Here is a 13,567-nt window from a genome sequence, read left to right as displayed (position 1 = left end):
AAGGATGAAAAAAATAATGCTGATCTGTCTTACACTTTTCTCCCTTAATATGCTAGCACAAGAGAAGACAGAATATATTGTAGACCGTAACGGAGCAGGAGACTTTCGCAATATACAAGAGGCAATCAACTCCGTGCGTACAGCCGATCCGAGAGGACAGATCACAATACGTATCAAGAACGGGATTTATAAGGAAAAACTTGTTATACCCCCACATGTCACCAATATAAAAATGATAGGGGAAGACAGGGATAAGACAGTAATCAATTACGACGATCATGCCAATATCAATAAGATGGGTACTTTCAAGACTTATACATTCTTATTGAGCGGAAATGATATCATACTGGAGAACCTGACAATAGAGAACTCTTCCGAAGAATTAGGACAAGCGGTAGCATTGCATATCGAGGGCGACCGTGTCATACTTCGTAATTGCCGTTTATCAGGGCATCAGGACACTTTATACGCAGGGCGTGACGGAGCAAGGCAGTATATCGAGAACTGCTATATCGAAGGTACTACCGATTTCATTTTCGGGCCTGCGACTACATGGTTCGAAGGTTGTACAATCCACTGCAAAAAAGACTCATATATCACAGCGGCAAATACTCCACAGAATATTAAATACGGATATATTTTCAACCATTGTACAATTACTGTCGCCGAAAATGTTCCGGCTGTTTATCTGGGACGTCCGTGGCGTGCTTATGCCATGACTCTTTTTATGAACAGTACATTACCACCAAAGATCAGACCGGAAGGATGGGAAAACTGGCGCAATCCGGAAAACGAAAAGACTGCCCGCTATATGGAGTATAACAACAAGGGCGCGGGAGCTGATACCTCAAAACGGGTGAAGTGGTCTAAAGTCTTATCTTCAGCAGAAGCTAAAGAATATACATTGGAAAATGTACTAAGTGGCTGTGATAACTGGAATCCCTTATCGAAATGAAAAACAATAAAAGAAGAAAAATAGTGAAACCTATGAAAAAGATAATCTTATTTTCAGTTTTTATTATATGTTGCTTATCTGTCTTCTCTCAAAAACGAATTTTCATGATAGGAGATTCTACAATGGCAGATAAGCTTTTGTTTAAGACAGTAAAAGATAGTATTTCAGGAGATTCTGTTTCCGAACCCTTTCCTGAAAAAGGCTGGGGACAGTTATTGCCAATTTTCTTCGATCACAATATCATAGTTGATAATTACGCAAAAAACGGACGGAGTTCAAAATCATTTATTAATGAAGGTTTGTGGAAACAAGTTATCGATAATATACAAAAGGGAGACTATCTGATTATACAGTTCGGTCACAATGATGCTTCCATAGAGAAAAAGGATCGATACACCACTCCTGAAGAATATGTTGCAAACTTCACAATGTTTGTAGAAAAAGCGAAAGCGAAAGGAGCGACTCCGATTATCTGCACGTCAGTTGTCAGAAGGCGATTCGACCAGAATGGGCTATTTATGGATTCACATGGGGAATATCTCGATCTGGCCCGAAATGTCGCCAAAAAACAAGGAGTTCCCATGATCGATATGTATGAAAAGAGCAAAAAATTGGTTACAACACTCGGAGAAGAAGAATCCGCGTCTCTTTTTCTACATCTGAGACCCGGCGAAAACAAGAATTTTCCAAAAGGAAATACCGATAATACCCACTTCAATATAAAAGGAGCCAATGCTATGGCAGAACTATTTGTTGAAGGATTGAGGGAGCAAAAGATAGAAGGATTGGTTAACAAGTTGAGATAGAATGCATATATTCCTCAAATTGGTTTTAGGACTATTGTCCTGTGTTGCAGTACAGAATCTTGGTACTCAAATTAACTATGTCTCAAAAGTATGGGTTTCTGACTTAGGAAATGGCACAAACCATGGGGCTTGATTATGCACTTTTATCTTTTGAAAACAAAGAAGAAGGTTTTACCCTCTCGCAAAATGAATGTTTGAATGCTGAAAAGGGTACTAAAGAAGAAATAAATGAATCTGTATTACTAAAAGACAATACCGTCTACCTGAGAGTGCAAGTGAAGCCTGACAACATATGCATATTCAGTTACAGTACGGATAACAAGAAATATAAAAACATTGGCAGAGCCTTCAAAGCAAAGGAAGGGAAATGGATAGGTGCCAAGATAGGCACATTCTGTACACGCCCCGCTCATATGAATGACGGAGGTCGTACAGATATAGGCAGGTTCGAAGTTAGTGGAATGTAAAATAGTGTTTTTAGGTTAGATTGGGAGTGGGAGCCAGTACTCGGGTTCCTGCTCTTAATTTTTTTTTGTTAATACGAAGTGTTAGAATAATCTATTTCCATATTCAGAGAATTTGTGTTACTTTTATCAAAATCTTAAACACAATTATGGAATCATGAATAAAAAAATTCTCTGTATTTTCATTTTTGTCATTTTTTTCTTTTTAGGAGTTAAAGCTCAACAAACAGTAAATTTGTCCGACCGCGAAGAATGGTTTACAGATCTGGGCTTCGGAATGTTTATTCATTGGAGTTTTGATTCTCAAGTTGGAGCAATCATCAGCCATTCAATGGCAGGAGCTTCTGAAGATTATCTTGACCGCTTTACAAAACAATTACCACAAACATTTAATCCGAAGAAGTTCGATCCCGATGAGTGGGCAATCTTAGCAAAACTGGCAGGAATGAAATACGTTGTTTTCACGACCAAACATCATTCCGGTTTTTGCATGTGGGATACCAAGACGACAAAATTCAACGTAATGAATACACCTTTTGGTCGAGATGTGGTAAAAGAGGTATTCGAAGCCTTCCGCAAACAAGGTATTGCAATCGGGGTGTATTTCTCTCCTGAAGATTTCTACTACTTATACGAAAATAATATCCCGATAGGGCGTTTACAGCACCCTCTTCACTACCCTAAAAATAATGCCGGATTGATGAGCCTTGATAAAGCACAACTAAAAGAGTTACTCACTCAATACGGCAAGATTGATATTATTTTCTTCGATGGTCCTGCCGAAGAACTTAAAGAATACGCATGGCAATTACAACCGGAAATAGTAGTTACACGAGGGCAGATGCAGACTCCCGAGCAAACCTTACCCAACAAACCTATACCAAGCCCTTGGGAAGCTTGTTTCACAATGGGGACAGACTGGCAATACAAACCGACAAATGATCCGCACAAAAGTGGCACACAAGTCATAAATATGCTGATAGAGACAAGAGCTAAAGGAGGAAACCTATTAATGAATGTAGGGCCTAAACCGAATGGTGAAATACAGATAGAACAAGAAGCGTTGTTGCGTGAACTCGCTTTGTGGAATTTGGTAAATGCAGAAGGTATACATCCGACAAGGGCATGGGATATAATCCGCGAAAATGACATCTGGTTTACGCAGTCAAAAGATAAGAAAACTATATATGCTTTTGTCCAGGGAGGGAAAAATTGGCCTTACGCAACCCGAAAAGAGTTTACGATAAAATCAATAGAAGCAAATGAGAAGACTCAAGTAAGTATTTTAGGTTATGCTAGCGAACTGATAGAATACAGAGAAGGTGCAGATGCTAAAATTTATCATTACGCTTCGCCCCTTGGCTTAACAATAAGTGCTGTTAACGGACTCAGATTGTATACAAATAACCAATGGCCGAACCCGATTGTGTTGAAAATTGAAAATGCAAAATTCAAGTCTCCTAAAGAAACAAAAGAAAGTAAGAGTAATATTGACGGGGCTAAATAAATACTCTTTAAGTGATTTATAACAAAGTAGAAACTAACGATTAAGCCATTTTGCTACCTTTTTCTTTTCCATCATTGAATATACTTTCAGAAAAAAAGGAAAACGCAGATTCAAATACCCAATGCGACAATTTAGTTCAAAGATGCATAAACTATTAATCTGTCCAAAGCAATGTATATTGGATTCCCCTATCCACATTGAATTTATCATACTCTATAACATATCTTTCCAGATCAAGGTTCGGTATAATATAAGCTGTTTTGGGAACAGGCACTATTTCGTCCGGCAAATAAAAGTAGCTATTGCAATATTTCTTCATTTGCTCTATTGGCATACTGATATCGAGTACTTCTTTAGTCCTGTCAAAATCGTAGGGACTGACCGGAGAATAAAACAAAGGCACAACATGGGCAATTTCGAAAAAATAATAAACTTTATCGAAATTCTTCTGTCCAACAAACTTAATATGACTATCTATTCCTTTGAGAAAACCCGTATATTCCACATTTTCCCCATTAAAGAAACAAATATATTTTACAGTAAAAATAACAGTCAATAATCCAATAAGAGATATTGCCGCAATCTTTGCACGTTTGACCTTTTCGATGCAAAACATAAGTCCACGAGCAACAAAATAAATAACCGGGAACCACAATATATTCCAATGGTTAGCATTTGGCCCCACTATCAGCACAATAGGCAGAGATGCTATAAGCCATATAGTGAATATATTATCGAGAACATTGAAACTTTTAGTTTTTATCAACCTAATGTAGGCCAAGAAAAAAAATGGGATACCTAAGATATTATAAAATTGTCCAATATATCGAAATCCATTCCACACAAGTTTATCATCACCCAATATAATCAGACGAAAAGCCTCCCAAACAAAGAGAAATACATCACCACTACCCAGCAGCGTAGTTGCAGTATGTCTGCTTTCTTTCAGCTGCGTAATAGTAATTACCCCCAATTGATACTGCTCGCCACCCACTACTAAATTTATAGCAAAAAGAAGAAGAGGTAAAACTAATATCGTCATAAATACAAGACAAATACCTATTTGATAAGGCTTTATTCTTTTCTTCTTATACAAATAAAATCCAAGGAATAGGATGAAAAATGGGAGCATAAACCAGCTTACCCCGTAGGCATAAGCAGCCAAGACTAAAAAAATACAGCTAATGGCATAATACAAGGTTTGCTTTCTCTCCGAAAAGGACTGATACCCTAATATGATGAATGAAACTCCCAACAGAATAAAATCGGGCGACAGATTACAATCCAAAGCCCAGCGGCTTTTCATTATATGCCATGGATTGAGGAAGAAGATCAAAACAACAATAAAAACTAACAGGTAATTTTTACTGTATTTTCTGAAAGTGTAATAGAAAGTAATAATAGAGATGCAGCTAATAAGAGCCATTGGCAGCCTATATACTCCGGAGGATAAACCAAATAGTTTAATAAATGGCACACCCAAATAAGCATATAGTGCACTCTGTCCACTACCCCACGAACGCAAATAAACCGGATAAGACGAAAGATGCTTATCGACACCATAATTGGTTATGCACCAAGAATCGTAACCACTAATTGCTTCGTCTGAAGAAATACCTGCCGGAAAAGAAAATAGAGATATAGTCCGGAGAATAATTCCCAGAAAAATTATAATCTGCGACCAATAAATATATCCCCTATCAGAGGGAGTAAGGGTATTGGCATATTTGATTTCTTTCCTGTTAAATAATAGAACAAGAATCCAGAAAAAAATTAATATTACGTAGGATGTATTAAAAGCCATAGGCTATCTTATTTTGTCAAAACCCTCTCCATAAACACCGCGAACAGTGCTCTGAGAAATAAATGCCCTTTCGTCGATACTTTTTATTAAACGGAATATTCCTACTGCTTCGGATCGTTTTGCTAAAACAATAAGAACTTTTGTCGGCCTTTTCGTATACCAACCCATACCATCCAAAACAGTACATCCCCGATGCAATTCTTCATTTATGGCAGTGGCAATGGTATCGTATTTCTCCGAAAACACAAGTATCTGTACAGACTGACGAAAACCGTTTATAACCATATCGATACAGTAGGTCATTACACCCATTACCAGCAAAGCATAAACTATTATCTGATAATCCTGAAGTACAAAATACGAACAACAGATAATGACAAAATCACACAAAAGCATCCCTCGCCCGAAAGCGATGTTCTTATATTTATTGATTATGGCAACAACAATATCTGTTCCCCCCGTACTACCATTAGAGCTAAAAACCAGTCCGATGCCCACTCCGCACATCATGGCGCCGATAACGCCCGAAAGCAAAGGTTCGTTTTTCACTATCGGCTCTTTAATGAACATCTGGCAAATAGTAAGCAAAAAGGTGAGCACAATAACGCCGTATATAGTCTTAATCATGAACTTCAAACCCAGTAGCTTCAATGCCACAAAAAGCAATGCGCAGTTTGTCAGGAAATAAGTATACTGCAATGGTATACCGGAAGCGTACTCTACAAGCAGGGCAATACCGGTTAACCCACCTGTTACAATGCCTACCGGTTTTATGAACCCGATCAACCCAACAGCATATACGGCCAGACCGACAAATATCAACGCATAATCTTTCCAATAAAATTCTTTTAAATAGCGCTTAGACATCTCTATATTTTTTAGAGTATATTTTAAAGGACAACATTAATCATCTTTTTAGGAACAAAAATAACTTTCTTAGGTATTTTTCCGTCAAGCCATTTTTGAGCTAACTCGTGGCCCAACACAACTTTTTCCACTTCTGCCTGTATCGCTTCTGCCGGAAATTCCAGTTCAAAGCGTACTTTACCATTAAAGGCTACTCCATATTTGAATGAATCTTCTGCCAAATATTCTTCATTGAATACAGGCCACTTGGCATCGCAAACTGAAGTTGTATTTCCGAGTGCACGCCATAACTCTTCTGAAACGAAAGGAGCAAAAGGAGCCAATAAAATAAGCAATTCATTCAAAATGGCTTTTTTACTACATTTAGCAGATGTAAGCTCATTTACGCATATCATAAATGCGGAAACGGATGTATTGAATGAAAAAGTCTCTATATCTCCCGACACTTTTTTTATCAGTTTATGCAGAGATTTCAATTCTTCTTTTGTCGGTTGTTCGTCCGTTACAGCAAACTCTTCTCCTTTGTAGAAAAGATTCCAGACTTTGCGTAGGAAGCGATGAACACCGTCTACTCCGTTGGTATCCCAAGGCTTGGATAATTCTAAAGGGCCTAAGAACATTTCGTACATACGCAACGTGTCCGCACCATATTTATCGACCATTACATCAGGATTTACAACATTATGGTACGATTTTGACATTTTCTCCACAGCCCAGCCACAGATGTATTTACCATCTTCGAGTACAAATTCGGCGTTTGCAAATTCAGGACGCCATGCTTTGAAAGCATCCAAATCGAGAATATCATTGCTCACAATATTTACATCCACATGCAATTCTGTTGTTTCATATTGATCTTTCAGATTCAAAGACACAAATTTATTTGTTCCGTTGATACGATAAACAAAATTACTCCTGCCTTGTATCATTCCCTGATTGATCAGCTTTTTGAATGGCTCGTTCTCACAAGAAACACCTGTATCGAACAAAAACTTGTTCCAGAAACGGCTGTATATCAAGTGTCCGGTAGCATGTTCCGTACCACCGATGTACAAGTCCACATTACGCCAATATTCATCTTTGCCAGTTGAAACTAACCCTTCATTATTATGCGGATCCATATAGCGCAAGTAATAAGCGGAAGAACCGGCAAAGCCCGGCATAGTATTCAATTCCAACGGGAATATTGTTTTACGGTCAATTAAAGTGACATCTACAACTTTCTCATTCACTGTATCCCAAGCCCATTTGGTTGCACGGCCTAATGGTGGTTCGCCTGTTTCGGTAGGCAGGTATTTATCTACTTCCGGTAATTCGAGCGGCAAACAATGTTCCGGAATCATATATGGAATACGGTCATCAGGATAAAGATTTATATCAGAACCTTTACCATACATTTTCTCTACATGTTCCTGATATGTTTCTTTATAGTATACCGGAAACGGCTCGCCCCAATAACGCTGACGGGAGAAAATCGCGTCACGCAAACGGTAATTCACCTTTACGCGCCCTAGTTCATTTTCTCTTATATATCCTTTTGCTTTTTCAATAGCATCCTTTACTTCTAATCCGTTTAGGAAGCCGGAGTTCATCATGATCCCTTCTTTTGCGTCGAAGCTTTCTTCCGATACATCACAGCCTTCGATCAATGGAATAATTTTCAAATCATGGGCCTTCGCGAAAGCATAATCACGGCCGTCGTGTCCCGGAACAGCCATTATAGCGCCTGTTCCATATCCGGCAAGGACATAGTCAGATACCCAGATAGGAATTTCTTTTCCATTGAAAGGATTGATGCCATAAGCACCGGTAAAGACTCCTGTCATTTTTTTATCAGATATGCGATCTCTTTCTGTTCTACGTTTTGTTGCCTCGATATATGATTTCACTTCAGCAAGATTCTCTGGCTTTGTTATTTGTAAAGTATAAAAACTTTCCGGGGCTAAAACCATAAATGTTACTCCAAATATCGTATCTGGCCGCGTTGTGAAAATATCGAAATCCATAGCTGAGTCTTTTACTTTAAACCTTATTTCCGCACCTTCGCTACGACCGATCCAATTACGCTGTGTTTCCTTTATTGAGTCGCTCCAGTCGACTTTATCAAGACCATCTAATAAACGTTGAGCATAAGCTGAAATCCTAAGACTCCATTGACTCATTAATTTCTGTACAACAGGAAACCCTCCTCGTTCCGACAGTCCATTAATAACCTCATCGTTAGCCAATACTGTTCCCAAATCAGCACACCAATTAACTTTAGTCAAAGTCCTATATGCTATTCTATAATTTAATAAGTGAAGCTGCTTTTCTTCCTCTGAATATCTACACCATTCTTCGGCCGTAAATTTATTATCTTCAATGGAACATGCGACATTTAAGCCCTCTGTACCCACTTGTTCAAAGGCTTCGATAAGCTCTGATATTGGACGTGCCTGTTGCGCATCGTAACAATAATAGCTGTTGAACATTTGAACAAATGCCCACTGAGTCCAATGATAATATCCGGGATCGCAAGTCTGTATCTCACGACTCCAATCGAAAGAGAAGCCTATCTTATCCAGCTGTTCACGATAACGTTTAATATTCTGAGCCGTGGTAATGGCCGGATGCTGCCCGGTTTGTATCGCATACTGCTCGGCAGGAAGCCCGTAAGCATCATAGCCCATCGGATGCAACACATTAAAGCCATTCAGCCGTTTGTAGCGTGAGTAAATGTCGGATGCGATGTATCCGAGAGGATGCCCCACATGCAACCCCGCTCCCGATGGGTATGGGAACATGTCGAGCACATAATATTTTGGTTTGCTTTTATCTTCTGTTACCTTGTAAGTTTTGTTGTCAATCCAATATTGATGCCAACGTTTCTCAATTTCTTTAAAGTTGTATTCCATAACTCAAAATATGCTAGATTTCAAGGTCTCGGACCTGTTTATTATTCTTTCAAGTATCTTTATTAGACGACATTAATATCATCTTTTATTTGTATCGGCGCAAAGATAATGATTTTCTTTCGAGTGGAGATTACTCTGTGTCGCATAGTTTTCAATCTATTTAATCAATTAGATAACATAAACCTAAGCCTAAGCCACAACGGGCCAGCCTCTATTTTCTTTTTATCCGGTCTTGCAGGACAAAAACACTTAATTGGGCAGACGATATAATTTCTTTTTATATAAATACCCGGCAGAAATTACATGACCCAAAGCATCCTTAGCAAGCTCCTTGTCTAAAGGCATCGGAATAAGAGTCGTATCATTTTTTATTTCAAATTGAAGAGGCTCTTTACTTGGTTGCAAAATGACAATACGATCTTCTACCCTAAACGCGTTAATATCGTGAAATTGCATAATAGAACGTCCCTCTACCGCTTTGGGCAAAGACCGTAAATTTCGTCCCGGCATAGGAGTTTCCACCTTCATTCCGATCATACTCAACAGAGTAGGAGGGATATCTATCTGGCTGCAAAGCTTGTCGTAAGTACTGCCTTCCGTAACACCTGCGCCTACAATCAGGGCCGGTATATGGAATTTATTTACAGGCACAAGATTTTTCCCATAAGTACGGGTATTATGATCTGCAATCACTATAAAAACAGTATTCTTGTAATATGCTTCTTTCTTCGCCAATTCAAAAAACTTACCAATAGAAAAATCTGCATATTTTATTGCATTATGCAAACTGTTTTTGGGCTGTTCGTACAGTTCGATGCGGCCATCGGGAAACTCAAACGGATCGTGATTCGAACTGGAAAACATCATAGAAAAGAAAGGTTTGTCGCCCATGGATTTATAATATTCATTCGCTTTAGTCGCCAGGTCTTCGTCTGAATATCCCCACGTCCCTTTAAAAGCATATTTATTGTTATCATTATCAAAAACCGGTTCGTCAATAATATTATCAAAGCCGTTTCCATTAAAGAAAGATGCCATATTATCAAAATTGCCCATACCTCCATAAATGAAACTGGTATTATATCCTGCCCTTTTCAACAGGGAAGCTAAAGTGAAAAACCCGGACTGAGAGTCACTCAATTTAACAACACTCTCTGACGGAGATGGGATAAAACCTGTAACGACAGCTTCGATACCTCTTACACTACGCGTTCCCGTACAATACAAGTGGGTAAACAACAGACCCTCTTTCGAAAGCTTATCCAATTCAGGAGTCAAAGGCATCCCTCCCAAGCAACCGATAAACTCGGCGCCCAAGCTTTCCTGAAGCAATATCACCAGATTGTATGGACGTTGAATAAGTGTATCGGGCTCTTGTTCGTGCAACAATGGTATATCCGGATTTGTAAATAAACTGTCGGGAACACACATGTATTTTTTCACCCGGTCTATAGCCTCCGATTCATCCATCTTACCATACATTTTCTCTATATTGGCTTCATTCTTAATTCCATATGCGGCATAAACAACGGTGTAGAGAGAATTCAACCCCATCACATTCGTCAGCTGGTCGTTCGAAAATATAGCGCTACTAGGGTTCAACGGCCTTTTAGCAGTAAGACTGCCTCTTGCTCCCCAAAACAATAAAAAGCCAAGTATAGGAAAAAGAATTAAACGAAATGTATATTTAGACAGATTCTCCGGAATCAGGAAGAGTTTCCTGCCTTTTTTAATCCCAAAATAAAGAGCGGCGACAAAAATAATCAACACAGATATAACAGCCACTACGTGCCCTTTCAATAACATCTTAGCTACTTCGTTCGGATATATCAAATAATCCAGGAATAGTTTATTAGGCCTGGTATCATATTGTTTCACAAACTCAGGGGTAACAGCCTCCATAAATAAAATAAGAGAGAGGAAAAAGATAAAATAAATAAACAGGAACTTATTGAAATATTGCAAAAGCTTATCGGGAATCAGAGACAATATAGCCAAAGGAATAAAAGACAGATAAGAAATCAATATCATATCCATTTTCAGTCCTATCGGGAAAATCATCCAATAACTTTCTGTCTGGACAATACGCTCATTGAATATAAAAAATAATATTACCCTACTCAAAGTTGTAATTAGTAAGGCTATTAGTATAAATAAAAACAGAGGTCTTATATGTATTAACTTTTTCATATGATTCTTATCTTAAAATATCTTATAGTATATAATGTCAGTCTACAGTTAGCAGTAGTAAGTAGTAAGTAGTAAGTAGTAAGTGAACAGTCAACAACTTGTATCTCGTATCTCGTCTACTCGTAACTTTTTAACTAAAAAGTAACAAACTCCACAACTATTTTTTAGCCGTTAGCCCTTGCTCGCGCGGCTACCCTCTTTGTCATCCTGACCGCAGGGAAGGATCCCGATACCCGGGAGACAGTAGATGCTTCCTATCGTCAGCATGACAAACCGGAATTTAACTAAAATGTAACAAACTTCTACAGTTAGCAGTAGTCAGTAGTCAGCCAACAAGGCCTTTTCGTCATTGCGAACGGAGTGAAGCAATCCAGAGTATTGACTATTAATGGATTGCTTCGGGCGAACCCTCGCAATGACGTGCGACAGTTAACAGTCAACAACTCGTACCTCGTATCTCGTCTACTCGTAACTTTTTAACTAAAAAGTAACAAACTCCACAACTATTTTTTAGCCGTTAGCCGATAGCTGTTAGCCGTTAGCCCTTGCTCGCGCGGCTACCCTCTTTGTCCTCCTGACCGCAGGGAAGGATCCCGATCCCCGGGAGACAGTAGATGCTTCCTATCGTCAGCATGACAAACCGGAATTTAACTAAAATGTAACAAACTTCTACAGTCAGCAGTCAACAACTTGTACCTCGTATCTTGTCTACTCGTAACTTTTTAACTAAAAAGTAACAAACTCCACACTCAATTAGCCATTAGCTTATAGCCTTTACCGCTTTGCGCCATTGTTGACTGCTGACTGTTATTGTCGCTTCGCGCCATTTTCAAATTTTCAAATTCGCTAATTTTCAAATTATCTATTATAGATAAAACCAGTGCCATTCTTCTTCATTTTTAATTTTTAATTCCCCTTTCCTTAGTCATCGATTTACCCATTCCAACGACTCCATGATGTGAACAATATCTTCGCGAATAAACGAAACAACTTGCGCGACAGAATCGGCCTTGACCATTTGGTCAAAATACAATGATCCCCGCAGAAAATTGGAGGTGTTATCCGTTACATAAAATTGAACAGGGGAAGCAACTGATCCTTGTATATCATATATAATACCGAAGGTATGATGTAACGAATCCGAGAACTGAGTTTGTGATATACCCTGAGCCATCGACACATGACTGTACGCCAACCGGTAGCTATCATCCAATATTTCATTCAGACTCCGGGTCGACAAAGGTATATAAGTAAAATGCAGGGTCGCGTTATACTGCTTGTAATGCAAACTAAACCAAAGCTCAGGGTCAGACTCGGAGGTTAAAGGTTCTATATAGGTATCGCCCGGATAAAGGAACGAAAACTTTGTACCGCTGAATTTAATAACCTCCACCTGCGGACGGACTACACGCTGATAACCTTTTGGCTTCGGTGTATATTCATTACACGACAATAATGTCGAAACAATAAACAAACAAAGCATTCTAGGTTTCATATTCAAAAATGAAAAAACAGATCAATACAAACAGAATGCCTATTTGGATTTAATCTGTCATAAATTATCAATTCATTTCCTAAAACGGAAGATCGTCATCATCGCTCATCGGTACTATTGGCGCAGATGGGGTGGATGGTGTTTGGTAACTACTGCTGTCATATGCGGTATTATTGTAATTTTCGCCTCCGTCTTCTCTCCTGCGGCTACCAAGCAGTTCCAAATTATCCACATATATCTCGTTTACATAACGCTTTACTCCATTTGCATCGTCATATGTACGCGAACGGATCTTTCCTTCCACATACACCTGAATACCTTTTTTTACAAATTGATCAGCAACTTTAGCCAGTCCTCTCCAGCAAACGATATTATGCCACTCTGTACGATCCGGAATCTGGGTTCCGTTGGCAGCGGTATAACCTCTTTCTGTTGTAGCCAAAGTAAAATTAGCAACTACACTCCCATTATCAAAATATTTCACATCGGGATCTTTTCCTACATTCCCAACTAAGATCACTTTATTCACTGACATATCGTTTCATTTTTATTATTCACAAATATATGATTTTTTTTATCAGATAT

The 13,567-nt window shown here is 38.7% G+C and carries 11 protein-coding genes; 4 read left to right on the top strand and 7 right to left on the bottom strand.

What is annotated here, in order from left to right; translation table 11 throughout:
* Positions 1 to 4: 4 nt before the first annotated feature.
* The 4 genes from ACYPZI_RS04205 to ACYPZI_RS04190 all read left to right on the top strand — a co-directional run bounded on the left by ACYPZI_RS04205 (position 5) and on the right by ACYPZI_RS04190 (position 3,732).
* Positions 5 to 955 carry a pectinesterase family protein gene (locus ACYPZI_RS04205; RefSeq protein WP_459598922.1) on the top strand — a complete coding sequence of 317 codons (951 nt, stop codon included), beginning with the start codon at positions 5 to 7 and terminating at the stop codon, positions 953 to 955.
* 104 nt (positions 956 to 1,059) lie between these two features.
* Positions 1,060 to 1,761 (top strand): rhamnogalacturonan acetylesterase, encoded by a 702-nt coding sequence (locus ACYPZI_RS04200; protein ID WP_459598920.1) that lies wholly within the window; start codon positions 1,060 to 1,062, stop codon positions 1,759 to 1,761.
* A gap of 110 nt (positions 1,762 to 1,871) precedes the next feature.
* The gene (locus ACYPZI_RS04195) at positions 1,872 to 2,228 is read left to right on the top strand and encodes a beta-xylosidase family glycoside hydrolase (protein ID WP_459598918.1); all 357 of its coding nucleotides are present in this window, start codon (positions 1,872 to 1,874) and stop codon (positions 2,226 to 2,228) included.
* A gap of 154 nt (positions 2,229 to 2,382) precedes the next feature.
* A complete protein-coding gene (locus ACYPZI_RS04190) occupies positions 2,383 to 3,732 on the top strand; it encodes an alpha-L-fucosidase (RefSeq protein ID WP_459598916.1) in 1,350 nt (449 codons plus the stop codon).
* Between the two features lie 154 nt (positions 3,733 to 3,886).
* Here ACYPZI_RS04190 and ACYPZI_RS04185 read toward each other — a convergent pair whose 3' ends face one another.
* From ACYPZI_RS04185 to ssb, 7 genes are all read right to left on the bottom strand, one after another.
* On the bottom strand, positions 3,887 to 5,536 hold the full coding sequence (locus tag ACYPZI_RS04185) for an ArnT family glycosyltransferase (RefSeq protein ID WP_459598914.1): 1,650 nt from the start codon (positions 5,534 to 5,536) through the stop codon (positions 3,887 to 3,889).
* A gap of 3 nt (positions 5,537 to 5,539) precedes the next feature.
* Positions 5,540 to 6,403 (bottom strand): YitT family protein, encoded by an 864-nt coding sequence (locus ACYPZI_RS04180; RefSeq protein ID WP_459598912.1) that lies wholly within the window; start codon positions 6,401 to 6,403, stop codon positions 5,540 to 5,542.
* A gap of 23 nt (positions 6,404 to 6,426) precedes the next feature.
* Positions 6,427 to 9,297, bottom strand: coding sequence for a leucine--tRNA ligase (gene leuS / locus ACYPZI_RS04175; protein ID WP_459598910.1), 2,871 nt, complete (start codon positions 9,295 to 9,297; stop codon positions 6,427 to 6,429).
* A gap of 249 nt (positions 9,298 to 9,546) precedes the next feature.
* Positions 9,547 to 11,358, bottom strand: coding sequence for an LTA synthase family protein (locus ACYPZI_RS04170; protein WP_459598908.1), 1,812 nt, complete (start codon positions 11,356 to 11,358; stop codon positions 9,547 to 9,549).
* A gap of 878 nt (positions 11,359 to 12,236) precedes the next feature.
* A complete protein-coding gene (locus tag ACYPZI_RS04165; RefSeq protein ID WP_459598906.1) occupies positions 12,237 to 12,374 on the bottom strand; it encodes a hypothetical protein in 138 nt (45 codons plus the stop codon).
* 38 nt (positions 12,375 to 12,412) lie between these two features.
* Positions 12,413 to 12,982 carry a gliding motility lipoprotein GldD gene (gldD, locus tag ACYPZI_RS04160; protein WP_459598904.1) on the bottom strand — a complete coding sequence of 190 codons (570 nt, stop codon included), beginning with the start codon at positions 12,980 to 12,982 and terminating at the stop codon, positions 12,413 to 12,415.
* A 79-nt stretch (positions 12,983 to 13,061) separates the two neighbouring features.
* A complete protein-coding gene (gene ssb / locus ACYPZI_RS04155) occupies positions 13,062 to 13,517 on the bottom strand; it encodes a single-stranded DNA-binding protein (protein ID WP_459598902.1) in 456 nt (151 codons plus the stop codon).
* Positions 13,518 to 13,567: the final 50 nt, after the last annotated feature.

The sequence above is a fragment of the Dysgonomonas reticulitermitis genome (genome assembly GCF_054601275.1).
Note: the sequence above shows the minus strand (reverse complement) of the source record. Positions and strands in the feature narration are given on the sequence as shown.